Here is a 26,479-nt window from a genome sequence, read left to right as displayed (position 1 = left end):
TGCCCGAGTGGTTAAAGGGAACGGACTGTAAATCCGTCGCCGTAGGCTACGATGGTTCGAATCCATCCCTGCCCACCATTTTGTAGATTAAAGCTTCGATTTTATCGGAGCTTTTTTTGTTTTATAAATATATGCATAAAAAAATTGCTTTCTAATAATTAAATTAGAAAGCAATTTTTATTTACTTATTATATTTTAAATCTTCAACCTTAACTGAATCTGGTTGTGCAAACCAAGATAAAGCATAAACAGCAGATGAAATATAATCTATAGCATATTCATTTGTAGACCAAGAACCTACCACGTCAAGATAAGATTTTGCTATAGGAATATTTCCACTATTCAAGTATTCTGTTTGGTCTGGATCTCCACCTATAACATGATTTGGTCCACCGACAACAAGACCTGAAACATAAGCTCCTGTGCTTTCATGGATACGATTATGTGGATGTAATGGTGGATTATCTCCTACACCAGTCATAAAACTCTTATCAAGTGAATTTCTTCCAAAAAGATAATGAATTTGTGCTAGTGCTCCTTCTAAATATTCTTGTTTTGGCTCAATTTGATATGCCATTAATAAAATATCACCTTTAGTCAAAGCATTTTTAGTTGAAGCCCATGTATATTCATTTTCTTTTAAAGAACAATTAAAACCATCTGTTTTTATACTTGTACAAATATCGTCTGCATAACTAATTAAAGCATTAATAACTTTATTTTGAAGTTGCTTATCTGCATTATTAGATTTAGCATATGCAAATTGTGCTAAAGCTAAAGTATCATCCCATGTAAAAAAGCTTGGTTTATCAGTTAAACGTTTAGACTCTTTCTTCAAATAAGATTCATACTTAACATCACCTGTTGTTCTAAACATTTCTGCAGCTAACCATAAACGTTCTTCAAGATCTGTATCTTTATTATATGGGCCTGAACCATTTTCTTGTCCTTCATCAACACGATAAATTGGTTTAGGATTTTTTTCTAAATATTGCCAAACAGCTTCAGCATTTTGTTTTAAATTTTTAGCATAATCTTTATCATATTGTTCATATACACGTGAAGCTATTGCTAAACTTGCACCATACATAGCTGAACTAGAAGTAGCTGTACTAAAAATATATCTATCTTGCTTATCTGTATCTGGAGAAATATCAAATCCTGGCCAAGTCAAACCTGATACTTTATGGAATGTACTGCCATCTTCACGTTGCATTTTTTCCATCCAGTCAAGTTCAAATTTTACCTCTGATAAAACATCTGGCATATTTGTATTATTTTCTATGCCTTTTGGAAATAACAATTGACCTTTAGTGAAATGGTCGGGATTTGCTTCATATGCTAACAATAATTCAGCACTACTTAATGCTCCTGTTGTTATATATTTACCATAATCTCCTGCATCATACCAACCGCCACTAACATCTATTTTATCGCCTTTATTATTTAATTTATCAGAGAAATAGACACGAGCTTCTTTATCTTGCTTATGTCCACCTTCTAATTTTAGTCCAGAAACTTTATCATCATTTATAGCAGTATTACTTCTTGATAAAGTATATGAACGCCAACTTTGTACCATAGGTACATCATAGACATCATCACCAATTACGAAATCATATGATTCACGATTACCTACTTTTAAAATATATGTTCCTGGTACATTCAAAGAAGAAAAATCTGCTTTACGTAAAGTTTCTTCAGAAATTTTATCATATTTAGGTTCAGATAAATTTCCTTTAAATACAACTTTATTATCTTTTGTATCAATTATTTCAAAAGTAGTATCATTAGAGTCAGTTACCATTGCTACTTTTGAATAATTTGGCAGATATCCTACTTGGTCAACATGTAGCCCCATATCAGCTGCTTCTATAGGTAGTGATATTGATGAAAAACTTACCGCCATTAATCCAGATAAAATAATTTGACTGAGTTTTTTCTTATTATACATAATCAGACAACTCCTTATTCAGTAAATGGAGTATATTTTATCCATTGATATTCTGCTTTTACAGGTAAATTTTTATCATCAAATGCATTCAACCATTCATCTACACCTGTTCCACACCAAGCATTCATCATAAGTTTAGATTTTGTTACTGGAATTGTTGTTCCTTCCAAACGATATACTTCTTTACCATCAACAAACCAAATAATTTTATCTTTATGCCATTCAAAGCCATAAGTATGGAAACTTTCAGATGCATCAAAACCTAAATCATATAAATATTCATGTCCACCTTTTCCATCACGATAATAATTAAATTGAACTTTTGTTGTATCTTTTCCTAAAAATTCTATATCAATTTCATCCCATGGATTATTATCAGATGGACCAGTATACGTGAAGAAAGAAGATACTACACCATCATTTTTTATTGGTTTCATTGATACTTCATATTTTCCATAACCGTAGAAATCTTTACTACGAAACTCTCCACCAGAATATGGTATTTTATCAGCTTTTTTTTCTTTATCAATAATTAATTGAAGGTTTCCACCATCAAATGTAACATTTTCTTTATGCCAATTTACATTGAACATATATCCATTTGTCCATCCATCAGCAGCCTCAAATCCTTTTGGCATTCCATTTTGGAAATTCACTTCAAAAGCTTCACTTGCTTTTACATCGCTAGCTGGTGCTGCCATAACAATAGATGGTGTTACTATACTATTTGGAATTACTGTTGGTGTAATGGATAATGCCATAAGCATTGTACTAACAATAGCTTTTTTCTTTAAACTCATAAACTACACTCCTTCACTTATTCAATAGAATAATCTTCGCCATTCGTTTTAATTACTTTTTGATACCAATAAAAAGATTTTTTCGGTACGCGTTTTAATGTACCTTTTCCTTGATTATTTTTATCTACATAAATAAATCCATATCTTTTTTCCATTTCACCTGTACTTGCTGATACGAGGTCAATAGGTCCCCAAGGACAATATCCCATGAGTGTAACACCATCTTCATCTACAGCTTTTTTCATCTCAGCAATATGTTCAGAAAAATATTTTATACGTGTATCATCTTGCACTACACCTGTTTCATCTGGATATTCATGTAAACCAATTCCGTTTTCAACAATCATCATTGGTAATTCATAACGTTCAGAAATCACGTTTAACATATAACGTAATCCAACTGGATCAATTTGCCAACCCCAATCAGAAGCTTTTACATATGGATTTTTAACTTCTTTCCCCATATGTTCTTTACCTTCAGGATCATATTCACTGACAAAACTCATGTAATATGACAAAGCAAAATAATCTACTTTTCCGCGTTCTAAAATATCAAAATCGCCATTTTCAATTTTAATATTATAACCTTTATTTTCCCATTCTTTTAATATATACATTGGATAATGTCCTCTGCATTGTACATCTGAGAAAACAAATGTACGATCCATCTCTTTCAATGCTGCCATTTGGTCCATTGGTTTACAAGTTGCTGGATATACTGGAGACATTGCTAACATACAACCAATTTGAAAATCTGGATTAATTTTATGACCTTCAATAACAGCTAATGCAGATGCCACAAATTCATGATGAGCTACTTGATATAAAACCTCATATCTATTTTCACCATCTTTATAAAGTACACCTGAATTTGTAAATGCTGTAAATTCAGTATTTACATCTCTTTGATTATTAATTTCATTAAATGTCATCCAATATTTAACTTTATCTTTATAACGTTTAAAAACAGTAACTGCAAAACGTACAAAGAAATCTACTAATTTACGATTACGCCATCCGCCATATTTAGTTACTAAATTATATGGCATTTCAAAATGAGATAAAGTAACAATTGGTTCCATTCCATAACGATGAAGTGTATCAAAAAGATCATCATAAAATTTTAAACCAGCTTCGTTTGCTTCAACTTCATCACCATTAGGAAAGATACGTGTCCATGCAATACTTGTACGAAAACATTTAAATCCCATTTTAGCAAGCAATGCGATATCTTCTTCATAATGATGATAAAAATCTATAGCTTCATGATTTGGATAAATCTTTCCTGGAACAATACCATCTGTAATTTCTCTAGGTTTATTTGGTCCACCCAAAGTCATTACATCAGCTACGCTAATTCCTTTTCCGCCTTCTTGCCAACCGCCTTCAAGTTGGTGGGCAGCTACTGCGCCACCCCATAAAAAACCTTTTGGAAATCCCATTTTTATTCTCCTTATTTTACGTTTATTTTACGATAAACATCTATAAATTCTTGTGCGATAATTTTAAAACCTTCTGCACTCATCAATTGGTCTTCTGCATGTAAAATCAATAAATTGACTACATTATCACCAGATGCTTCTTTTTGCAATAATTCATTGTGTTTATCATGACCTTCAATAAATACTTTTTCACCTTCGGCAATTAATTCTTCTGCTTTTTCATAATTACCTTTTTTAGCTTCACTAATTGCTTCTATATAACAACTACGTGCTGTTCCCACAGAAGAAATAATCTCGAATGCTATTAATTCTAAACCTTCCATTACTTACTCTCCCTTAGTCTTTCATTAAACTTTTAGCAAATGCTAAAGCACCTTTACCATCCATACGACCATACATACGCATTTCAATAGCATCAACAGGTACACCTGGTAATTCTTTTGCAATTTTGTCTTTAGAAAAACGAATTTGTGGACCAAGTAATACTACATCAGCATCTGAAGCTTTTTCCACTGCTTCTGCTGCTGAATAGGCAGCTATTTCACAATCATAATTTTCAGCTTTTGCTGCTTCCTGCATTTTTTTTACTAACATACTTGTAGACATACCAGATGCACATAATAAAACAATCTTTTTCATAATAAATTACTCCTTTTACTTATAAAATTATATTTAAAATATTATTTATCAAAAATAGAAATCTACTTGTGTACGAATGAAATCACGTTTATATTGCTGATCTTTTTCTCCATAAATACCACTATACATATCAGCAATTTCATACATTGTTTCCCATTCTATATTTTTGGCTGGTACATATTTAAAACCAAATACCCATCCTTTAGAGCCTGGTTTCAATAAGCCCCATTCTTCATCACCCATAATATTTCCATGACGACCATAGTCAAACCAACGTGTATAAAGTTGGAAAGAACCTGGATCATTTAAGTTAGTCCAACGATAATTCAAACGAATAGATTTACTTGTATTTTCATCAATATCAAAAATATGTTGCGTTCCATCTGAAGCCCATTCAGCTACACGTTCTTTTTCAGCATTTGTAAGCACATAATCACCAATAAGTGTGATATTTTTCATCGGATTCCACATTGCACTCAATACCAATCCATGTGAACCAAAAGTATTTACTAACGGAACATTTCCATTATATGGGTCATATCCTGGAGATTCATTTTTATCAATATCTAGTTGGGCATATGCTAAATTAATTTGTAAATTATCAGAAACAGGACCTTGTACGCCTAATCCGTACATAGCAAAATCATAACCTGCATCAGTTGGTTTTTGATAAAATGCTAATGCTTTTAAACCGTTATTATCTAAAGGATAATCAAGCACGATACCGTCTGTTTCATTACCCAATAATACATTTTGAAAACCTAAACCGCGCCATCTACGACCTACATCAACATGCAATTTATCAATATTACCTTCTGCCCAAATACGCTGAATTACACCGTCCTCATCACCATGACCTTCATGATATTTTACATCACCAGCGGATGTTACATATCGAGCATAACGTTGATTTGTTTCGCTTTCAAAATTAAAATTCCAATCATCATTAACTTTAAATTTACCTTTTAAATCAAGATAAAAACGATTATTATCATTTTGGTCATTATAACCTTTGATATTGTCATTATCCCAAGATACTCTACCAAAACCACTAATTTTAAAACGTTCTGTGTCTTCTTTTAATTTGGAAATATCGGATGTATTTTTATCAATTTGTGATTGCATTTGCTTCAAATCTTCGCTAAATTCTTCTTTTAATTGATTTAATACAGCTTTATCTCCTATATCTCCTTTATCTGATTTCATAGCATTAGCCACTATACTTGCCATTTCATAACGTGTCATTGTTCGATTTCCCTGAAATGTTCCATCTTTATAACCTTCAATGACACCATGTTGAGCTAAATAATCAAGTGCTTCATAAGCCCAATGACCTTTAGGAACATCACTAAAACTATTTACATTTGCATTTATATTTTCATTATCAGTAACACTAACTTTATTTTCTGAAGAAACTTTATCTGCATCAGATGTTGATTGCGCAAAAGATGTACCTGTTAATCCTAAAAATATTCCCATAGAAATAGCTAACGCTTTATTTTTCTTTAATAGCATCAATACATTCGCCCCCAAAATTAATTCTCTCTAATATACAATCTCTCAAAAAATAATTTAATAATTATTCTTCTTTTTCACCTTGTTCTTCTTTTAATAATGCTTTATCTTGTGCTCGTACAAATGGAAAATATATTGCTGTAGAAATAGCTAAGTTTATTATCTGTACAACAGCACCTTGCCAACCATTAAGTAAAAATCCTGCAATTATTGGAGGTGTTGTCCATGGTACTTGAACGGCACTAAAAGGAGACATAAAGCCCATACTGATTGAAAAATATGTTACAAATAATGCTATTAAAGGTACTAACACAAATGGAACGAGTAAATATGGATTAAATACAATTGGCAAACCAAAAATAAGAGGTTCATTTATATTAAATAAACCTGGCACAAATGCCATTTTCAACAAAGATTTCATTTGTTGAGATTTAACAGTAAATATACCTGATAATAAAAGTCCTAATGTCAAACCACAACCGCCACTTTTTACAAATACATCATTGACTTGAGCAGTTATAATTTTAGCTTCTGGATTATTTATAAGAGACATACCTATATCTATAAGATGCTGATTATCTAAAGAATTTGCTATCAATAATGGACTTACTACACCACCGACAACATTTGGTCCATGAACACCAGCCCAAAACAAAATGCCCTGTAAAGCAACAATCACTGAGCCACCAGCCAATGTATCAGAAAGTCCTTGCAATGGTGTCTGAATAATTTTAAAGATTAATTCTGGTAATGTAATAGCTCCAAGATAATGACAAAGTCCGTATAAAACAGAAGCTACTGTAAAAAATATCATACCAGGTACTAACGCAGTAAAAGCTCTTGCTACACCTTGTGGTACAGAATCTGGCATTTTTATACCAACATTATTTTTTTCACAATAACAGAAAACATATGATACAAAAAAAGCTATAATAATTGCTGTTATAACACCATTACTACCAACCCAAGCTTTTGGTATAATATCTCCTACTAATTGACCATTTTCAGTTACTAATGATGGTGGCATTAATATTAACAATGTTGATAAAGCTAATATAGATGCCATACTAGCATCGCAACCTTCATTGCCTACAAATTTGTATGTAATTGCGACTACAACAATTAAAGCTAATACATTAAATGTACCACCCGCTACAGCATTAAATGGTGCTGTCCAATCATTACCAAATATGGATGCCATAAATTCTCCATATCCAGGAATTGGTAAGTTTGCAATCAACAAAAATACTGAACCACAAATAGTAAATGGTGTAGTCATAATAAAACCATCACGTAATGCTACTACAGCACGTATTTGTGCAAACTTGCTCATAACTTCGATAAAGCTATCAAAAAGTTTTTGTTTATCCATTTAGAATTCTCTCCTTTTCTTATACATAATTTTTTAAATTTTCCTTAAGGCGATTTTAATATATCATTAACAAAATACTGTTTCAATAGATATTGGCTAATACGAAACAATGATACAATATCATATAAAAAAACCTTTTTTCACTTGTAGCAATGATACGAATTGTTTGAAAATAATCAAAATAACAATAAAAAAACTGCTTATTTTAAATGTTATCTACATCAAAATAAGCAGTTTTTATTTTCATCTTAATAACGAAAATGTTTATTTAACCATTGTTCTTTTTGTTGAGATTCATGATAATCTAAACGCGTCATAAGCATGGTAAACATTATGTCTGTAACATATTTTGCACCTAAAAGAAAAACTCTAGGTCCTAATTCTTCCATTTGCTTCACACTTGCTACAGAAAAAACTACATCTGCTAAACTAGCTATTTCTGAATTAGGTGATGCTGTAATCAAAATAAAGGAAATTCCTCGTAGTTTTAATAAACGAGCAATATCTAATAACATACGATTATTCCCTGTACGACTTATGATAAATCCCAAGTGATCTTTTGAAGCACTAGTTGCCTGTAAATATTGCATAGTCATTGGAGAATGTATACTTGAGCATTTATTAGCCATGATAAAACCAGCTGAAGCAATTCTTGCTATATCTAAATTATTATCCATAGCATAAAAATCAATATGTTTAGATTTTATAAAAAGATTTAGAACTTTTAAAAAATCTTCTGGATTAAGCATATTCCTTGTTTCTTTTAATGTATCAATTTCAATAGCTGTTACTTTATCAATTAATGAATGTATACTATCTTTAGTTGATACAACAAGTTCTTCACCTTTTGGATGATTGATATATTGCATCATTTCAGCTAAAAATTGAACTCTAAATTCTGTATATCCACTAAAACCTAATTTTTGACTAAAACGCACAATAGCAGCTGAATTTGTATACGTATTTTTACCCAATTGTCTAGTTGACATTCCAGCTAATTTCCTAAAATTTGCTAATAAATATGTTGCAATCATTATTTCTGTTTCAGAAAAATCTTTTTGTTCTTGTAATATTTTTATTAAATTGGTCACATAAAACCCTCCAATCTTTATTTATATTTATCAAAATATAGCTTATATATTAATATTATTTAAAATTATAGTCAATAAAATTTATAATCAAAAAATCCTAGAGCATAAACTCTAGGATTTTTTATTTCATTAATTAAATTATCAATATAAAAGATGTGTTATTACATAACCTACACAACAACCAACTGTGATACCAATAAAACCTGGAATGATAAAGCTATGATTGATTACAAATCTACCAATTCTTGTTGTTCCAGAACGGTCAAAACCAATGCAAGCCAAATCTGATGGATAAGTTGGTAAGAAGAAATAGCCATAGCAAGCAGAAATAAATGAAATGATAATAAGTGGGTCAACACCTACACTTAATGCCATAGGCACTACAATAGCTAATGCTGCTGCCTGAGAATTTACCAATTTAGATATTAAGAATAAAACAATTGCATAAGTCCAAGGATAATCTAAAACAATCTGTCCCAATGTTTCTTTGAATTTTGGTAAATATGCACCGAAATAAGTTTCTGCCATCCATGCTACACCATATACAGAAACAATAGCTACCATACCTGATTTAAAAACAGAACCATTTGTTACATCACTAACTTTAACTTTGCAAATAAGTAAAATAAGTGCTGCAATAACCAACATACAAAGCTGAATTGTTGGTGTCATAGAAAGTGGTACCCATGCACCTTTAGCATTTGGTACAAGTGGTAACAATTCTTTTGGGAAACTACCAAATAAAGCGATTACAACGATACCTAATAAAAAGATAAATGTAGCTTTATAAGCACTAGCTGGTAATTTTACTTCAGCATTATTTTGAGCTTGTTCTTCATAGATATAAGCTCTTTGTTCTGGATCTCTTAATTTAGCCTGGAAAATTTCATCTTTTGCTAAATCTTTACCTCTTTTTAAGCTCCATAAGCCTGTTACTAAAACACCGCAGAACGTAGCTGGAATAGAAACCATTAAAATTTGTACCACACCTAATGGATGAGTTGTCCCTGCAAGCATTGCCACCATAGATACTACAGCTACTGAAGCAGGAGAAGCACAAATCCCCATCTGAGAAGCAACAGATGCTGCTGCCATTGGTCTTTCTGGTCTGATATTTTGTTTGATAGCAATATCATAAATAATTGGGAACATAGTATATACTACATGACCAGTACCGCAGAGAACAGTTAAAAACCATGTAGTAATTGGAGCAAGTACAGTTATTTGTTTTGGGTTTTTACGCAATAATTTTTCAGCGTATTTGAGCATTACATCAAGCCCTTTTGATGCTTGCAAAAATCCCGAACAAGTAACTACCGCCATAATTGTGAGCATTACATCAATTGGTGGTTTTCCTGGTACTAAACCAACAACAAATACAAAGAAGGTCAAACCAATACCGGATACAGCAGCTAATCCTAAGCCGCCAAAACGAACACCAATAACAAGACAGGCAATAAGAACTATAAATCCTAAAATTTCCATACAAAAACTCCTTTCATTTTGTATACATCATACTAAATACCTATTCTGAAATAATAGATTATTTATACAATTTAGTCCGGTTAATATTATAACATAAAAAATTTTTATTGTATAATATTTTTTATATATAGGGCAAATTTAATTGCCCTATATATTTTTAAAATAATTATACTATTTTAAAACCTAATTCTTGTATCATCTTCATATCTGTATCAATAGAAATGCCACTTGTTGTGAGCATATCACCAGAAATAACAGCATTGGCTCCTGACTGCAAACAAGCTTTACCTTTATCTGTAAATAATCCTCTACCACCAGCTAGACGAATAAATAAATCCGGTAAAATAAAACGATAAATAGCTACAATTCTTTGCATATCTTCATCAGTAAGTGGCTTATTATGCTCATATGGTGTTCCTGGTATAGGATTTAGACGATTTATAGGCACAGAATTCACATTTAAATCTCGTATTTCTAAAGCCATATCTATTCTATCTTCCATGGTTTCACCTATTCCCATGATACCACCACTACAAACACTCATACCTGCTCTTTGCGCTGCCTTTATTGCTTCTACTTTATCTTCAAAAGTGTGCGTAGTACAAACTTTATCAAAATGATTTCTTGAGGTTTCTAAATTGTTATGAATTCTTTCTACGCCCACATCATTTAATTTTTTAAATTGAGCTTCATTTAATAAACCACCAGAAACACATAATTTTATTTTGCATTTTTTATGTACTTCATCTAAAGAATTTGCCAATTTATCTATTTCTTCATCACTTAATCTCTTGCCTGAAGTTACTACTGCATAACGTGCTACACCTTTGCTATAATTATACTGTGCTTCTTCTAAAATAGGCTTCGTATTTAATAATGGATAAGTTTCTATTTTTGTAGTATAATGAGCTGACTGTGCACAATATTTACAATCCTCGGAACATCTACCAGATTTTCCATTAATAATAGTGCAAATATCAAAATCATTACCACAGAAATATTTCCTTATTTCATCAGCGGCTGTAGATAATTCATCTAATGGAGCTTTCACTAAATCTAAAGCTTCCTGTTTATTAATTTTATAACCATTTAGTATTTTTTCTTTTAAATCATTTACACAATTCATTTGTTATCACCTTAAATCTTTTATATAAATATAATTAAACCATTATATTTATATAATGTCAACTTTTAAAAATTTTAGGTTAACAAATTATATAATCATTTAAGAAAGGAATTCTATGAACTCAACAGATATTTTACAAACACATGGTGCAAATCTCTATGAAATCACTTTTAACTTATTATCTAATTCTAAATTAGAAGAATTTATCCCTAATAAAAACAGTACAATTATTATTAAACCTGATATAAAATATATCAATAATACACTATACTCTACTTCTCCAGTAATCTTAACTACAATAATCAAATACCTACAAGACAATAATTTTACTAATATCAATCTTGTATTAGGTTCTTTAATTGATGATGATTTAGAACAATTATTAATAACTTGTAAATACGATAAAATTGTAGATAAATTAAACATTCCTGTATATGGTCTTAAGGATAAAGATTACACTACAAAAACCATTGGTGGTATCGAATATAAATTAATAGATAAAGTCATCAATGCCGACTTTTTTATTAATTTAGTTACTTCTTCACCAAATGAAAAAACTATACTGCACAATGCATTGCAGGCTATGCAAAATATCTTGCACACCCAAAATCGCTCTTTATTCACTACAGACAATTTTTATAAAGCAATCTGCTTTTTGAATTATTTAATTAAAGCTAACTTCACATTAGTAGAAATAGATAGTTTATCTGATATCCAAGCAGATAAGCATATGTATGCTACTATAGATAATTTATTAGCCGATGCTTATTATGCTCAAAATCTAGGCTATAAACCATTTGATATCGAATATATTGAACTAGCTTCTAAATTAAATATCGGCTGTGCTGACATCAATAAAGCTAATATCATTAATTTAATAGATAATACTGTTACTTGTGATAATAATTCAAAATTAGCCTCTCATATCAATACTTCTAGCCCTTGTGAGCAATGTTATCAAAATTTACTGCAAGCACTCTCCTTATTAGATAAAGATAATTTACTTGATAAATTACCTACAAAATTATTCATTGGTCAAGGTTGGCGAGAATTTAGCGAAAATGGCATTGGCATAGGTCGTTGCACTAGCAAATTTGAAAATTATGTTAGAGGTTGCCCACCAAGCCCTCAAAAAACTTATGAATTTCTAAAAGAGTTCATTTGTAATAATCAAAATGCATAAAGAATAAATAAAAGCTCTATAAGTTAAATACTACAAATAACTTATAGAGCTTCTTTTTTATTATATTAATATATCAATACCATCTTGTTAATGGTAATTCATTATTTACGCCTTTAGTAACTAAAATTTGATGTAAATCTATACCACCTACATGGAAATTTGCTGCACAGGCATTTAAATATAAATCCCACATGCGAATAAATTTTTCATCAAACATTCCACTGATTTTATCTAAATGATTATGAAAATTATCTGCCCAACAAAGTAAAGTTTTTTCATAATGGCGACGCAAATTTTCAATATCGAGAATATGGAAATCATCATTTCCCATACTAGAAACAATTTCTCTAAGACTTGGTATGACTCCACCTGGGAAAATGTATTTTTTCATCCAACTATCAGTTTCCATCTCTTTTAATTGACTGATGAAATGCAATAAATACAAACCTTTATCTTTTAATACTGCATTTACACAATCATTGAATAGCTGATAATTTTCCCTGCCAACATGTTCTAGCATACCTACACTAACAACCCTATCAAAAGTTTTTCCCCATTTTGGTAAATCTCGATAATCCATCAATTCAACTGTTAAATAATCTTCTAAATGTTCTTTTTGTATACGCGATTTAAATTCTTTATATTGTTCACGACTTAAAGTAATACCCGTACCTTTTACCTTATATTTTTTAGCAGCTTCGATGAGTAAAAAGCCCCAACCACAGCCAATATCTAATAGGCTCATGCCTTCTTTTAAATATAATTTCGATAAAATATAATCCACTTTATTCACTTGTGCTTGATATAAAGTATCATCTTCATTTTTAAAATAAGCACAAGAATAACTCATTGTTTCGTCTAACCATAATTTATAAAAATCATTACCTATATCATAATGAGATTGAACTTGCTTTTCTTGACTTTCTTTAGAATTAGATGGATGAATTATTTTATCTAGCAAAGTTTCATTTAAAGAAAATTTATCCATTTGACCTAAAAAATGAATTAAAGCATCATATAAATTTCCTTCAATGGTTAAATCTCCATTCATATAAGCTTCACCTAAAGCGATAGACGTACTATTAAGTAAATCTATTATAGGTATTGTCTTTTTAAAGTCCACTACAAAAGTTGGTTCACCTTTACCTACTAAATATTGATTATCTTTAAATTTTAAAAGAAATGGATTTTTATCAAATTTATTAAAAAAATGAACCATAGCCTTTTCTTCTAATTTATCAAACATAATAGCACCTCTCAATATCCTTCATAAAAAACTATAAACTACTAATATAAATTAGTAGTTTAAAATTTCACAAATAGTATTATTTTTAAGTTACTAATATATAAATATTTGATTAGTTAACTTTACACTTATACTATACCTGTCTATAACTATTGTCAATTAGATAAAATCTAATAAGTTTGATAAAAAAATTTTAAGTTTGTTTTTAACAATAAAAAAATGCTTTTTAAAATCTAGATTTTTAATCTGGACTTTAAAAAGCATTCTTAAATCTATATAAAAACTCTTTATTAAGAGTTGAATAACCATGGTGACGCGTATGGGATTCGAACCCATGAAACCGCCGTGAAAGGGCGGTGTCTTAACCACTTGACCAACGCGCCATATTTAATTTTTCTACAGACATAAAAAAAGCTGATATCACATTGGTATCAGTTCATTCTTTAAATTAATGGTGCGGTTGATGGGACTTGAACCCATACGACCATTGATCACTACCCCCTCAAAGTAGCGCGTCTGCCAATTCCGCCACAACCGCATATACTCTTTAATGGTGCGGCCGAGTGGATTTGAACCACCATGAGGTATCCCCCCACTAGCGCCTGAAGCTAGCGCGTCTGCCATTTCGCCACGACCGCAAAGGGCAAAAATAACAAATGATGGTGATTGGTGCCGAGGACCGGAATCGAACCGGTACGGTTATCACTAACCGCGGGATTTTAAGTCCCGTGCGTCTGCCAGTTCCGCCACCCCGGCATTATTCACTTCTTTGTTCTCGTCGAGAACATTTAATATGTTACCATATCGTTTTGTTCTTGTCAAGAACTTTTTTAAAGTTTTTCAAACTTTTTTGATGGAGCGGGTGATGGGAATCGAACCCACGTAACTAGCTTGGAAGGCTAGGGCTCTACCATTGAGCTACACCCGCATTTCATGGAGCTGGCGAGAGGAATCGAACCCCCAACCTGCTGATTACAAGTCAGCTGCTCTGCCAATTGAGCTACACCAGCATGTTATTGAAATGGTGCCTCAGAGCGGAATCGAACCACTGACACGGGGATTTTCAGTCCCCTGCTCTACCGACTGAGCTACCGAGGCAAATGGCGACCCGAAGGGGACTTGAACCCCTGACCTCCGCCGTGACAGGGCGGCATTCTAACCAACTAAACTACCGGGCCATCTTAACCTTTATTGCTGTTTTTCTCTGTGAGTTGCTGTCTCACGAGCCAGCTTCTATAGTATATTATTTTAAAACCATTTTGTCAACACTTTTTTTGAAAAAAATTTAAAAAAGTTATCGTTTTTATTTTTCCAGATTAAACCCCATTATTTTTCAGCAAAAAACTTCCTTATTATAAATATAGTAAAATTTATTTTATAATTTCATTTTAAAAATAAAATCTTCATTTTCAGCACTTATTTCTATTTAATTTTACTTTTCTATTCAATTTCAACTAAAAAATTCATTCTTTTTTTCTAAAATCAATAAAAAAATCCTCAAAAGTGAATACTATTCATTTTGGTAATTTTTTTATTCTATGATATAATACATATGCACAATAATAACTATTTAAAGCTTATATTTCTAATTTCTAAAGTATTAATAAATATATATTTTATAGGTGGTGTTATCTTGAATTTTTCATATAAACTTGGTATTGATATCGGTTCTACTACTATAAAATTAGTTGTCTTAGACAAAGATAATCAAGTAGTTTATAAGAAATACATGCGTCATTTATCAGAAATCTATAAATCCATGCACGATAATATGATTTTATTATCAGATACATTAAAAAATCATAAATTTACCTGTGCAATAACTGGCTCTGCTGGTATGGGTATGGCTAACAATTTAAACATGCCTTTCGTTCAAGAAGTAATTGCTTGCTCTAAAGCTGTTAAAAATTGGATACCGCAAACTGATGTAGCTGTAGAATTAGGCGGTGAAGATGCTAAAATCACTTATTTTGGCTCTGCACCAGAACAACGTATGAATGGTGTTTGTGCAGGTGGTACAGGTTCATTTATTGACCATATGGCTTCACTTTTAAATACTGATGCTATGGGCTTAAATGAATTAGCTCAAAAAGGCACACAAATTTATACTATTGCCTCTCGTTGTGGTGTTTTTGCTAAAACAGATGTTCAAGCATTATTAAATGATGGTGTTTCTAAAGCCGATATTGCTCTTTCTATCTTACAAGCTGTAGTTAATCAAACTATCGGTAACCTAGCACAAGGTCGTCCTCTTAAAGGTAATGTAGCCTTTTTAGGTGGACCTTTATATTTCTTAACTCAATTAAAAGAGCGTTTCATTAAAACTTTAAAATTAACTGATGAACATATTGTCAATGTTGATGATGGTTGTTACTTTGTTGCTATGGGTTGCGCATTAAGCGATAATGCAATCGAAATGACATATGATGAATTAATGCAACGCTTAGATAATTGCAGTAAATCATCCACAGAAACTGAATCTGTAGCCTTTACATTATTTAAAAATGAACAAGAATATAATGAATTTAAACAACGTCATAATAAAGATGTTGTAAAAAAAGCTTCATTATCAGATTACCAAGGACCACTATACATAGGTATTGATGCTGGTTCTACTACTACAAAATTAGTCGCTATTGGTAAAGACCACGAAATTCTCTATTCTTCTTATGGTAGCAATCATGGCTCACCTCTAAAAACAGCATTAGACAAGGTAAAAGCTCTATATGAAATTCTTCCTCCTAATGCTTATATTGCTACAGTTGGTACGACTGGCTATGGAGAACATATCGTCAAAGCTGCTCTTCATGCAGATTTTGGTGAAGTAGAAACTTTTGCTCATTTACGTGCAGCTCGTGAATTTTGTCCTGATGTATCTTGCGTTCTAGATATCGGTGGACAAGATATGAAATGCTTCTATGTAAATAAAGGCAATATCGGACAAATCATTTTAAATGAAGCTTGCTCTGCTGGCTGTGGTTCTTTCATTCAAAACTTCGCTCAAGGCTTAAATATGGAAGTCAGCGATTTTGCTAATAAAGGCTTAACTGCTAAAAATCCAGTAGATTTAGGTACTCGTTGTACTGTTTTCATGAATTCTCGTGTAAAACAAGCCCAAAAAGAAGGAGCTTCTGTAAATGATATTTCTGCTGGTATAGCTCTTTCCGTTATCAAAAATGCTTTATTTAAAGTAATCCAAGTCAAAGATGTATCTGAACTTGGCGATAATATCGTAGTTCAAGGTGGTACATTCTATAATGATGCTGTACTTCGTTCTATGGAATTATTGTTAAATAAAAATGTAATCCGTCCAGATATCTCTGGTTTAATGGGTGCTTATGGTATTGCACTTTTAGCTATAGAACGTCAACAAGAAAAATCTTCTATTTTAACCAAAGAAGAATTAAAAGATTTCCATATGGAAACAAAAACTTACCGCTGTCATGGCTGTGGTAATAACTGTCTAATCACAACACAAATTTTCCCTGATGGCAATCGCTATTCTACAGGAAATCGCTGTGAAAAAGGCATTGGCAAACAAGTGGCTAAAGAAGATAAAGCACCTAATATTTATAAATATAAATATCATCGTTTATTTGAATACTATAAACCACTTCTCAATGCGCCAAAAGGACGCATAGGTATTCCACGTGTACTCAATATGTATGAAGATTTTCCATTCTGGTTTACTTTCTTCACTTTATTAGGTTATGAAGTAGTATTATCTGGCAAATCTTCAGCTCAGTTATATTGTAAAGGTATGTCTACTATTCCTTCTGACTCTTTATGTTATCCAGGAAAATTAGTACATGGTCATATCATGGATTTAATTGAAAAAGGTATAACTACTATCTTTTATCCATGTATTCCTTATAATATGAAAGACCCTCTTCACGCCTCCGATAACAATTATAACTGTCCTATTGTCGCTTCTTATGCTGAAAATATCCGCGCTAATATGGATATTCTCCGCCAGAAAAATATAAACTTCCTTCAACCATTCTTACCAATAAATAATAAAAAAGCTCTGATTAAACGTTTACAAGAAGAGTTATCTTCTTTAAATATTCCTAAAAAAGACTTAATCGAAGCTGTAGAAAAAAGTTATCAAGAATTAGATAAATATAAAGAAGACATTCGCAACTATGGTGAAAACATCATCAAAGAAGCTACTGATAAAAAAATGCCAATTGTCGTTTTAGCTGGTAGACCATACCATGTTGACCCTGAAATCAATCATGGTATTCCTGAAATGATTCAATCTTACGGCATTGCAATTTTATCTGAAGATGCTCTTTATCATTTAGATTGCCCAGAAGATAGCTTAGATATCGTAAACCAATGGAGCTATCATGCTAGATTGTATCATGCTGCTAGTTATGTAGCTCGCCATAAAGAAATGACTTTAATTCAATTCAGTTCCTTTGGTTGTGGTCTTGATGCTATCACTACTGGTCAAGTACGTGAAATCTTAGAACAACATGGCGATATCTATACCATGATAAAATTAGATGAAGTAAGTAACCTTGGTGCAGCTCGTATACGTATTCGTTCCCTCATGGCTGCATGGAAATATGGCTTTGCCCAAATTGACGAAATTGAACCGCCAAAACAACGTGCTTATTTCAGCAAAGAATGTCAAGAAGAACATACTATCTTGGCACCGCAAATGTCCCCTAAACATTTTGATTTCATTCAACATGCTTGTAAAAAATCTGGTATGAAAATCGTCATTCCGCCAATGCCTACACAAGAAGATATTGATTTAGGTCTACGCTATGTCAATAATGATATGTGCTATCCTGCAATCGTAGTCATCGGTCAATTATTAAAAGCATTAAAATCAGGCGAATATGATGTGAATAATACTTCCATCATGCTTTTCCAAACATGTGGTGCTTGCCGTGCTACAAACTATTTAAATTTAATGCGTAAAGCTTTAGAAAATGCCGGCTTAAGCCAAGTTCCTGTATTTGCTTGTGTTGGTCGTGAAACAGATGATTTCAAATTAAAAACAGAAATCTGGCTTGATGTTGTCAAAGCTACTATTTACGCTGACTTATTAATTCGCTTATCCAATAGAACAAGACCTTATGAAAAAGTAGCTGGCTCTGTTGATGTCTTATATAATAAATGGCGTAAAATCTTCATGGACGAAATCACTAATGGCAATTATATTAAATTCAGCAATAATATCAAAAAAGCTGTAAAAGAATTTGATGAAATTGCTCTCAATGAAGATGTGATAAAACCAAAAGTAGGTATCGTTGGCGAAATTCTTGTTAAATATCACCCAACAGCTAATAATCATGTAGAAAAAATTCTCTTTGATGAAGGTGCTGAAGTTGTAACACCTGATTTAATGGATTTCTTCATGTACATGGCATATGATGATATCGTAAAATATAAAATGCTCGATGGTAAATGGATAGATAAAGCTAAATCCGAAATCTTCATCAAAGTACTTGAATTTTTCCGCAAACCTATGCGTAAAGCACTTCGTGCTAGCAAGCGTTTCACCGCTCCATATACAATTAAAGAAATAGCTAATTTAACTAAACCTCATGTTTCTTTAGGTAATATGGCTGGTGAAGGTTGGTTCTTAACTGGTGAAATGGCAAAATTAATCCAAGAAGGTGTAGATAATATCATTTGTTTACAACCATTTGGTTGCTTGCCAAACCATATCACAGGAAAAGGTATGATACGTGAACTCATGCGTACACATGATGGTGTAAATATCGTAGCTATTGACTGTGATGCTGGTATCAGTGAAGTAAATCAGTTAAATCGTATAAAATTAATGCTTTCTGTAGCTAAAGAAAAAATCGCTGAGCAAGACCATAAAGCTCTATAAAAACATTTGATAAAGTAATTAATAATAAGAACTGTATTTTCAAAGATACAGTTCTTCTTTTTTTGCATTGACTTGAAGTAAACTCCAAGTTTTATAATTAAAATATAAATAATTTGTAATGGAGGTCTCATTATGTCTAAACATTATATTGCCCCATTAAGCGATAATATTGAGCGTACTTCTGTCTTTTATAAAAATCGCTATGGTTTTACTCTAGCTGGAGATTTATATCATCTAAAAGATTTAGATAAAAACAAACAATATCCAGCTTTAATCGTAGGTGCTCCCTATGGTGGTGTTAAAGAACAAGGGCCTTGTATTTATGCTAACGAACTTGCAAAACGTGGATTTATCGTTTTAACATTTGATCCTTGCTTTATGGGTGAATCCGAAGGATATCCTCGTCATGTCTCTTCCCCTGATATTTTTACGGAAAACTTCAGTGCAGGTGTAGACTATTTAGGACTTTTACCATTTGTAAATCGTGAGCAAATTGGAGCTATCGGCATTTGTGGTTCTGGTGGTTTTGCTTTATCTGCAACACAGATGGATACACGTATAAAAGTTGTGGCTACAGCTTCAATGTATGATATGACTGTAGCTTCTCGCCTAGGTATGGATAAAGAAACTATTCAAGCTACTAAAGAAAAATTATCTAAACAAAGATGGATCGATGCTCAAAATGGCTATCCTGAATACATTCCATATTTTCCAGATAAACCACTTGAAAAAGTTCCTGAAGATTTAACAGAACCAACATCTGAATGGTTCCGTTTTTACGCTCTAAAGAGAGGACATCATATCAATGCTTTAGGTGGCTTTACTACAACTAGTAATCTTGCTTTTATGAATTATCATTTACTTGATTATCTTGATGAAATTTCTCCTCGTCCAATATTATTTATTGTTGGCGATAGAGCTCATTCTAAATTTTTCAGTGAAGAAGCATTTAATAAAGCCTCTGAACCTAAAGAATTATATGTTGTAGATGATGCTGAACACATTGATTTATATGACAAAATTGATAAAATACCATTTGATAAATTAGAATTATTCTTCAAAAATAACCTTAAATAAAATCTAAAAATTTTATAAATCCTTTTTATTCACTAACAAAAAAGCTCTTTGATTAATTTTTAATCAAAGAGCTTTTGCTTTACATATTATATATTTTTTATTTCTACTTCTAAATTTATTATTTTTCTTATTTCATGGAGCAAAGCCATTCTATTATCTTAGGATCATAATGACTAAAGAAACAACTTTTTTTAGTATCTAATGTTGATATTAAATTCATATCTTCATTAGATAATTTAAAATCAAATACATTAAAATTCTCTTTTAAGCGTTCTATTCTTACAGATTTTGGTATACATACAATATTTCTTTGTAATAACCAACGTAAAATAATTTGTGCTATAGATTTTTGATATTTATCAGCTATTTTTTGTAAAACTTCATTTTGAAAAATATTATTTCTACCTTCAGCAAAAGGACCCCAACTTTGCATTTGTACATTTTTTTCTTTCATCATAATTTCATCTATTTGTCTTTGGCAAAATGGATTAACTTCTACTTGGTCTATTGCCGGCAAAATTTTATTATTACAAATTAAATCCATCAATCTATCAGGCATAAAATTAGCCACACCTATAGCTTTAATCAGTCCTTGTTCATATAATTCTTCCATAGCTTTCCAAGAACCATAATAATCCCCTATAGGTTGATGTATTAAATATAAATCTAAATAATCTAATCCTAATTTCTTCAAAGAATTTTCAAAAGCTTTTATTGTTGATTTATATCCTGTATCAGCTAACCATAATTTAGTTGTGATAAATAATTCTTCACGTGGAATATTACTTTGTTTTATCGCATCTCCTACAAATTTTTCATTATGATATGCCTGTGCTGTATCAATTAATCTATAACCTATATCTAACGCACTTTCTACAGTATTTCTACATTCAAACTCATCTGTTATTTGATATACACCTAATCCCAATTTAGGCATTTTTAATCCATTATTTAAGACTACATATTCCATACAAATACTCCCATTCTACCTATTTTATAATATTTATCTCTTTTAACCAATTTTCAACTTCTTCTTTTGCCTTTTCCTGTTCATTTTGAGCAATTCTTCCTCTTATAGCTAGACCATTTAAAACTTCTGCGCCTTTACAAACATTACGCAAATAATTTTCAGTATTAGCTAAACCACTGCCTTCATGCGTACAAAATGGTATAATTGTTTTTCCTTCATATTGATGTGCTTCCAAAAAAGTATACACAGGCATTGGCATATCGCTCCACCAAATTGGATATCCCACAAATATTACATCATATTTATCTATATCTATATCACCTTTTATTTCTGGTCTAGCATTACTTTCTTTCTCCTGTTTGGCCAATGCCACACATTCATCATATGTTACTGGATAATCTTCCACTGGCTCTATCTTAAATAAATCTGCATTTGTTTCCTGAGCTATCATCTCAGCAATAATTTCTGTATTTCCTTTTTCAATATTTCCTACACTAGAATTTTCACCAGCACGTGAAAAATATACTACTAAGCTTTTTGATGCATTTTGATTAGTATCAACTCTTGCAGAATTATTTTCTTGTTCAATAAATGTAGAATTTTTATCCATACAACCCATTAAAGATAGGCTCACTAATATACTACATAATATCAATATTATCTTTTTCATAAAAAGACCCCTATTCTCACAAGAAATTATTCTATCTAATAAAATTTGTGAAATTTACTTTTTCTTGTTGTGGTAATTTCAATCCCATTTCTGTAGCTAATTTTTTACATTTTAAAAAGTATGCCATATTTTTTCCTAAAATTCTCATAACTTGCATACCCTCTATATCCATTTGTACTTCTTGCGCATTCGTACCATGAACAATATTCCAATAGCGAGAAGAAATTATTGGCATTTGCATTAAAGCAAAATACTTATTAATCTGATCAAAAGTAGCTGTAGTACCTGCTCTTCTTGCTGAAATCACACCTGCTGTTGGTTTCAACAAAAAACTTTGCTTATTACTACAAAAATCTGCATAAAAAACTCTATCCATAAAAGAAGCCATATTACCTGCCATAGCTCCCCAATGTACAGGAGTACCAAAGATAAAACCATCATAATTTATTGCTATATCTAAAAATTCATTTACAATATCATTAAAAATACATTTTCCTTTAGTAACACAAGACTTACAAGCTATACATCCACCTATAGGCTTATTGCCAATCCAAAATATTTTTGTATCTATATCATTTTCATTTAAAGATTTCGCTACTTCATTTAATGCAGTATAAGTGCACCCTTGTTTATGTGGACTTCCATTTACTAATAATACTTTCATAAAAACTCGCTTCCTTTTATTATTTATCTAAAGACTTTTCTTTTAACCATGCTTCCATTAAATTAGCAATATCTTTGTTATTCAAATCTGCAAACATAAAATGTGTATTACCTCTTATATTTAAATCAGGTAAATAAACAACCTCTGCATCGCCTCCATGACGATTTATGGCTTCTGCCCATAATCTAGCCATTTGTAAACGAATTCTCCAATTATCTTTATTCCATTCATCAGTAGGTTCAGTTGCTATATTATCACCATAATAAATTACAATAGGTATTTTCGTTAATTTCATAAAATCTTTTAAAGGAATAGTATTTGCTTTTAATGCACCAAATGGACTTGTTGTTTGTATTGGTTCTGGCTCTTCTCCTTCTGGAAAAACAAATCCACTCCCTGGTTCATAAGCTACAATAGCTTTTACTTTATCTGTTTTTATTGCTGTAAACCAACCTGGTTCTCCGCCTTGTGAATGTGTAATTAATATTCCATCACCAGATTTATCAAATACTTTAGCTACTGCATCACTGATAACATCTTTATCATAAGCACCTGTATCTGGTGTCATCTGTCTAAAAAACTGATTTAAACTTTCTTGGTCTTTTGGGAATTGTACATCTTTATATAAATTAGGATATTTACCTAAACGAAAATTATCATACCACAATTGATCATTAGGCTGTGCTGATATATTACCTGCTACGGTTGATTGTCCAGCTTTTCCTCTACGAGGCTGGTCTACCAAATAAACACTATATCCTTTACTTAAAAATATATTTTGAAAACCATCTCTACCATCTGGTGTAGATTCCCATGTCTTAGAAGATTGACCTGCACCATGTAAAAATACTAATGGATATTTATGTGCATTTTGAGGTTTTTGATAAAAAACATATGCATGATCACCATGTAAAGTTTGCCCTTCTGGTTTTGTTGGTTTATAAAAATCTCTATTACCCTCTGCTTGTATTACTGTGCCGCCAGCAAAAAAACTACCTTGGTCTACAATAGTTACTGATTTATCCATAGCTCCAGCACTACTAATAAATATATTTGTAGTCATCAATGTACATATACATATTTTCCGCCAATTCATTATAACAACTTCTTTCTTTTTTTATATCTTATTGCTATACTAAAAGCATACTCTTCGGTAGTTACTACCGGTCAATACTTATAGGAGGTAGTATTATGTATACAATGAAAGAAGCTTGTAAACTTACAAATTTATCTTATGAAACCTTAAAATATTATTGTAATGAAGGTCTTGTTCCCAATATTAAACGAGATAAAAATAACTATCGCATATTTGATGAACATAATATTCGTTGGATTAACAACTTAAATTGTTTAAAACAATGTGGTATAAGCATAAAATTGATAAAAGAATATATAGCTCTATGCTTAGAAGGACAAAATACTATACCTCAACGCATGAAAATGCTAGCTAAACAAAAAGAATTTTTACTTTTAAAGTTATCTCAATTAAATGAGCATTTAGCATATATTGATTATAAAAATAAATTTTATCAAGATGTATTATCTGGAAAAATTCCTTATAAAAGTGATTTAATAAAAATTGATGATAATAATTAATATAAAAAAAGGAACTTAAAACTAAGTTCCTTTTCTTTTATCTTTATTTATTTAAATCGCCATAAAAATATGCTGCTGTAGCTCCGCCATCAACTAAGAAATCTGCGCCTGTAATAAAACTACCTTTTTCACTCATCAATAATTCTGCTACATTTGCCACTTCATCTGCTGTACCTGGTCGTCCTACTGGTGCTTTGGCAAACATATTTTTATAAAAAGCACCTCTTTTACCGTTAAATTCATCTATAGCAAGTGGAGTAACTATAATTCCCGGAGAAATTGAATTTATACGAGCTTTTTTCTTACCCCATTTTACAGCTTCTGCCATAACTCTTTTTACATTACAACGTTTTGCTAATTGATAAGCATGTAAATTGTCTTTTATATTTTCTGCTTGTAAAACAGATAAAGATAATAAATCTTCACAATCAGTAATTGCTAATTGTTCATCAATTTCATTACCTAAAGCTTCCATGCGATGACCTGATTGACTAGAAATCGTTACGCCTGTGCCATATGGTTTGATTACTTTTCCGACTTCTTCTAATAACACAGCTGTTCCATATAAATCTACTTTTAAAATAGTTTCTATAGAAGCTTGACTAGGTGATACACCGGCTGCATTTATAAGTATTCCTATTTGACCATATTTTTGAGCTTCCTGTATATAATTCTTAATAGATATTCTATCTGCTAAATCTACTTCTAAATAATTTACATCAAAACCAGCATTATACATAATATCTGCTATTTTTTTAGCATTATCTAAATTTTTATCACCAATTATTATTTTTTTATCAAAGCCAATACGTCTAGCGATAGCCATACCTATTTGACCTGCGCCTACTAATAATAAAACATCTCTCATCAAAAAATCTTCTTTCCTTATTTATCACAAACTTTTTTTATACAAGCTAGGGCATTTAAACTTCTAGGATAACCAATATACGGCAAACATTGAGTTAAAACTTTTAATAAAAATTCTTTATCATTGCCAACATTTAAATTACCTTGAATATGTGCTGTCAATTGATTTTCACAACCGCCTTGTGCCAAGATAAAACAAAAAGTTATCATCTCTCTTTGTTTTAAATCTAAACCTTTGCGAGTGTAATAATCACCGAAACAATTTTCTGCAAGCCAACGATTTATATGTCTAGTTTCACTATCTCCGGATTTCCAAAAATCTTTCATATTTTCGCCAAAGATATCAACTTGAGCTTGTATACCTTTTTCTAATCTAGTCTGTCTTGTAGTTGTTGATTGTGCTTCAAATGGTAAATTGATATTTAAAGATTTAAAACAATCATTTGCAATCTCTAAAAAATCAGCTACTCTGCCTATTCCTAGATAAGCTACAGCTTGATAAATTATTTCTTTTATTTCTACAGGTGTAACATTCATCTTCAAACTATCTGGCAATATACTTTCAAAAGCTTTTCTGCCCTGACAACCAATCAATGTAGCAAGTATAGCCATCATGCGAGTTTTATCATCTAAATCATTTTGATTAATAACATCATCAAAAGCAAAATCAGCAAAAAACTTTGCAAAATCTGGGTCTGTTTCACTAAATAATATAGCTTTATCATTTAATAATTTATCCTGATATTTTTCTCCGTTATCCATAAAAATCACTCTTTTCTTATGTATTTTTTTATTATTATAGAACTTTAATTGACATACTCCCCATGCCTAAAGGCAGGGAATTCTTGGATACAAACGATACTTGCCTACTAAAATAGCAGGTCTTACTATATCTCTCCAAAGAAGGTTGATGCCCCAACCTTCC

Annotated in this window: 21 protein-coding genes and 8 tRNA genes; 4 read left to right on the top strand and 25 right to left on the bottom strand. The window is 31.3% G+C overall.

Translation table 11 applies throughout. From position 1 onward, the window contains the following. Positions 1-181: 181 nt before the first annotated feature. The 10 genes from AC5LAX_RS08710 to bioB form a co-directional block, all read right to left on the bottom strand. Positions 182-1,954 (bottom strand): glycoside hydrolase family 9 protein, encoded by a 1,773-nt coding sequence (locus AC5LAX_RS08710; RefSeq protein ID WP_288908821.1) that lies wholly within the window; start codon positions 1,952-1,954, stop codon positions 182-184. A gap of 14 nt (positions 1,955-1,968) precedes the next feature. Further along, positions 1,969-2,754 carry a beta-glucanase gene (gene bglS / locus AC5LAX_RS08705; protein WP_018999964.1) on the bottom strand — a complete coding sequence of 262 codons (786 nt, stop codon included), beginning with the start codon at positions 2,752-2,754 and terminating at the stop codon, positions 1,969-1,971. Between the two features lie 17 nt (positions 2,755-2,771). Then, positions 2,772-4,196 (bottom strand): 6-phospho-beta-glucosidase, encoded by a 1,425-nt coding sequence (locus AC5LAX_RS08700; protein WP_288908820.1) that lies wholly within the window; start codon positions 4,194-4,196, stop codon positions 2,772-2,774. An 11-nt stretch (positions 4,197-4,207) separates the two neighbouring features. Further along, positions 4,208-4,519 carry a PTS lactose/cellobiose transporter subunit IIA gene (locus tag AC5LAX_RS08695; protein ID WP_018999966.1) on the bottom strand — a complete coding sequence of 104 codons (312 nt, stop codon included), beginning with the start codon at positions 4,517-4,519 and terminating at the stop codon, positions 4,208-4,210. A 13-nt stretch (positions 4,520-4,532) separates the two neighbouring features. Then, positions 4,533-4,835 carry a PTS sugar transporter subunit IIB gene (locus tag AC5LAX_RS08690; RefSeq protein WP_008538815.1) on the bottom strand — a complete coding sequence of 101 codons (303 nt, stop codon included), beginning with the start codon at positions 4,833-4,835 and terminating at the stop codon, positions 4,533-4,535. 48 nt (positions 4,836-4,883) lie between these two features. Further along, positions 4,884-6,350 (bottom strand): S-layer homology domain-containing protein, encoded by a 1,467-nt coding sequence (locus tag AC5LAX_RS08685; RefSeq protein ID WP_288908819.1) that lies wholly within the window; start codon positions 6,348-6,350, stop codon positions 4,884-4,886. 64 nt (positions 6,351-6,414) lie between these two features. Further along, positions 6,415-7,722 (bottom strand): PTS sugar transporter subunit IIC, encoded by a 1,308-nt coding sequence (locus AC5LAX_RS08680; protein WP_288908818.1) that lies wholly within the window; start codon positions 7,720-7,722, stop codon positions 6,415-6,417. A 248-nt stretch (positions 7,723-7,970) separates the two neighbouring features. After that, positions 7,971-8,813, bottom strand: a complete 843-nt coding sequence (locus AC5LAX_RS08675) for a MurR/RpiR family transcriptional regulator (RefSeq protein ID WP_117585573.1) — start codon at positions 8,811-8,813, stop codon at positions 7,971-7,973. A gap of 141 nt (positions 8,814-8,954) precedes the next feature. Continuing rightward, positions 8,955-10,298 (bottom strand): anaerobic C4-dicarboxylate transporter, encoded by a 1,344-nt coding sequence (locus AC5LAX_RS08670; RefSeq protein WP_288908817.1) that lies wholly within the window; start codon positions 10,296-10,298, stop codon positions 8,955-8,957. A gap of 166 nt (positions 10,299-10,464) precedes the next feature. Continuing rightward, complete coding sequence (gene bioB / locus AC5LAX_RS08665; protein WP_288908816.1) at positions 10,465-11,424, bottom strand: biotin synthase BioB; 960 nt, start codon at positions 11,422-11,424, stop codon at positions 10,465-10,467. Positions 11,425-11,539: 115 nt separating this feature from the next. Here bioB and AC5LAX_RS08660 point away from each other — a divergent pair, with 115 nt between their 5' ends. Continuing rightward, a complete protein-coding gene (locus AC5LAX_RS08660) occupies positions 11,540-12,607 on the top strand; it encodes a DUF362 domain-containing protein (protein ID WP_288908815.1) in 1,068 nt (355 codons plus the stop codon). A 73-nt stretch (positions 12,608-12,680) separates the two neighbouring features. Here AC5LAX_RS08660 and AC5LAX_RS08655 read toward each other — a convergent pair whose 3' ends face one another. From AC5LAX_RS08655 to AC5LAX_RS08615, 9 genes are all read right to left on the bottom strand, one after another. Further along, the gene (locus tag AC5LAX_RS08655) at positions 12,681-13,853 is read right to left on the bottom strand and encodes an SAM-dependent methyltransferase (protein WP_118205007.1); all 1,173 of its coding nucleotides are present in this window, start codon (positions 13,851-13,853) and stop codon (positions 12,681-12,683) included. A 308-nt stretch (positions 13,854-14,161) separates the two neighbouring features. Then, positions 14,162-14,236: transfer RNA gene (locus tag AC5LAX_RS08650), tRNA-Glu, on the bottom strand. 69 nt (positions 14,237-14,305) lie between these two features. Further along, a tRNA-Leu gene (locus tag AC5LAX_RS08645) sits at positions 14,306-14,391 on the bottom strand. A gap of 13 nt (positions 14,392-14,404) precedes the next feature. Next, a tRNA-Leu gene (locus tag AC5LAX_RS08640) sits at positions 14,405-14,491 on the bottom strand. 29 nt (positions 14,492-14,520) lie between these two features. Beyond that, a tRNA-Leu gene (locus AC5LAX_RS08635) sits at positions 14,521-14,609 on the bottom strand. Positions 14,610-14,707: 98 nt separating this feature from the next. Next, a tRNA-Gly gene (locus AC5LAX_RS08630) sits at positions 14,708-14,781 on the bottom strand. Between the two features lie 6 nt (positions 14,782-14,787). After that, positions 14,788-14,863: transfer RNA gene (locus tag AC5LAX_RS08625), tRNA-Thr, on the bottom strand. Positions 14,864-14,875: 12 nt separating this feature from the next. After that, positions 14,876-14,951 (bottom strand) — tRNA-Phe (locus AC5LAX_RS08620). 3 nt (positions 14,952-14,954) lie between these two features. Then, a tRNA-Asp gene (locus AC5LAX_RS08615) sits at positions 14,955-15,031 on the bottom strand. A 455-nt stretch (positions 15,032-15,486) separates the two neighbouring features. Between AC5LAX_RS08615 and AC5LAX_RS08610 the strand changes: the two genes are divergently transcribed. Both AC5LAX_RS08610 and AC5LAX_RS08605 read left to right on the top strand, forming a co-directional pair. Beyond that, on the top strand, positions 15,487-19,710 hold the full coding sequence (locus tag AC5LAX_RS08610; protein ID WP_288908814.1) for a 2-hydroxyacyl-CoA dehydratase: 4,224 nt from the start codon (positions 15,487-15,489) through the stop codon (positions 19,708-19,710). Between the two features lie 132 nt (positions 19,711-19,842). Further along, positions 19,843-20,787 (top strand): alpha/beta hydrolase, encoded by a 945-nt coding sequence (locus AC5LAX_RS08605; protein WP_288908813.1) that lies wholly within the window; start codon positions 19,843-19,845, stop codon positions 20,785-20,787. Between the two features lie 127 nt (positions 20,788-20,914). Here the strand turns inward: AC5LAX_RS08605 and AC5LAX_RS08600 are convergent, their stop codons facing one another. Genes AC5LAX_RS08600 through AC5LAX_RS08585 form a run of 4 tightly spaced genes read right to left on the bottom strand, consistent with a single transcriptional unit; the run spans position 20,915 to position 24,187 of the window. Continuing rightward, the gene (locus tag AC5LAX_RS08600; RefSeq protein WP_270517626.1) at positions 20,915-21,757 is read right to left on the bottom strand and encodes an aldo/keto reductase; all 843 of its coding nucleotides are present in this window, start codon (positions 21,755-21,757) and stop codon (positions 20,915-20,917) included. A 19-nt stretch (positions 21,758-21,776) separates the two neighbouring features. After that, positions 21,777-22,427 carry a flavodoxin gene (locus AC5LAX_RS08595; protein WP_288908812.1) on the bottom strand — a complete coding sequence of 217 codons (651 nt, stop codon included), beginning with the start codon at positions 22,425-22,427 and terminating at the stop codon, positions 21,777-21,779. A 31-nt stretch (positions 22,428-22,458) separates the two neighbouring features. After that, positions 22,459-23,091: a flavodoxin family protein gene (locus AC5LAX_RS08590; RefSeq protein WP_288908811.1), complete on the bottom strand. Its 633-nt coding sequence runs from the start codon at positions 23,089-23,091 to the stop codon at positions 22,459-22,461. A 19-nt stretch (positions 23,092-23,110) separates the two neighbouring features. Further along, the gene (locus AC5LAX_RS08585) at positions 23,111-24,187 is read right to left on the bottom strand and encodes an alpha/beta hydrolase (protein WP_288908809.1); all 1,077 of its coding nucleotides are present in this window, start codon (positions 24,185-24,187) and stop codon (positions 23,111-23,113) included. Between the two features lie 95 nt (positions 24,188-24,282). On the opposite strand from AC5LAX_RS08585, the gene AC5LAX_RS08580 reads away from it, so the two are divergent. Continuing rightward, entirely contained in the window at positions 24,283-24,687 is a 405-nt protein-coding gene (locus AC5LAX_RS08580) for a MerR family transcriptional regulator (RefSeq protein ID WP_288908808.1), read from the top strand. 43 nt (positions 24,688-24,730) lie between these two features. Here AC5LAX_RS08580 and AC5LAX_RS08575 read toward each other — a convergent pair whose 3' ends face one another. Both AC5LAX_RS08575 and AC5LAX_RS08570 read right to left on the bottom strand, forming a co-directional pair. Continuing rightward, positions 24,731-25,555 carry an SDR family oxidoreductase gene (locus tag AC5LAX_RS08575; RefSeq protein ID WP_288908807.1) on the bottom strand — a complete coding sequence of 275 codons (825 nt, stop codon included), beginning with the start codon at positions 25,553-25,555 and terminating at the stop codon, positions 24,731-24,733. 17 nt (positions 25,556-25,572) lie between these two features. Continuing rightward, on the bottom strand, positions 25,573-26,316 hold the full coding sequence (locus AC5LAX_RS08570; RefSeq protein WP_288908806.1) for a carboxymuconolactone decarboxylase family protein: 744 nt from the start codon (positions 26,314-26,316) through the stop codon (positions 25,573-25,575). Between the last annotated feature and the right edge of the window lie 163 nt (positions 26,317-26,479).

The organism is Megamonas sp., from assembly GCF_986095205.1.
This window is presented reverse-complemented; position numbering and strand designations above follow the sequence as displayed.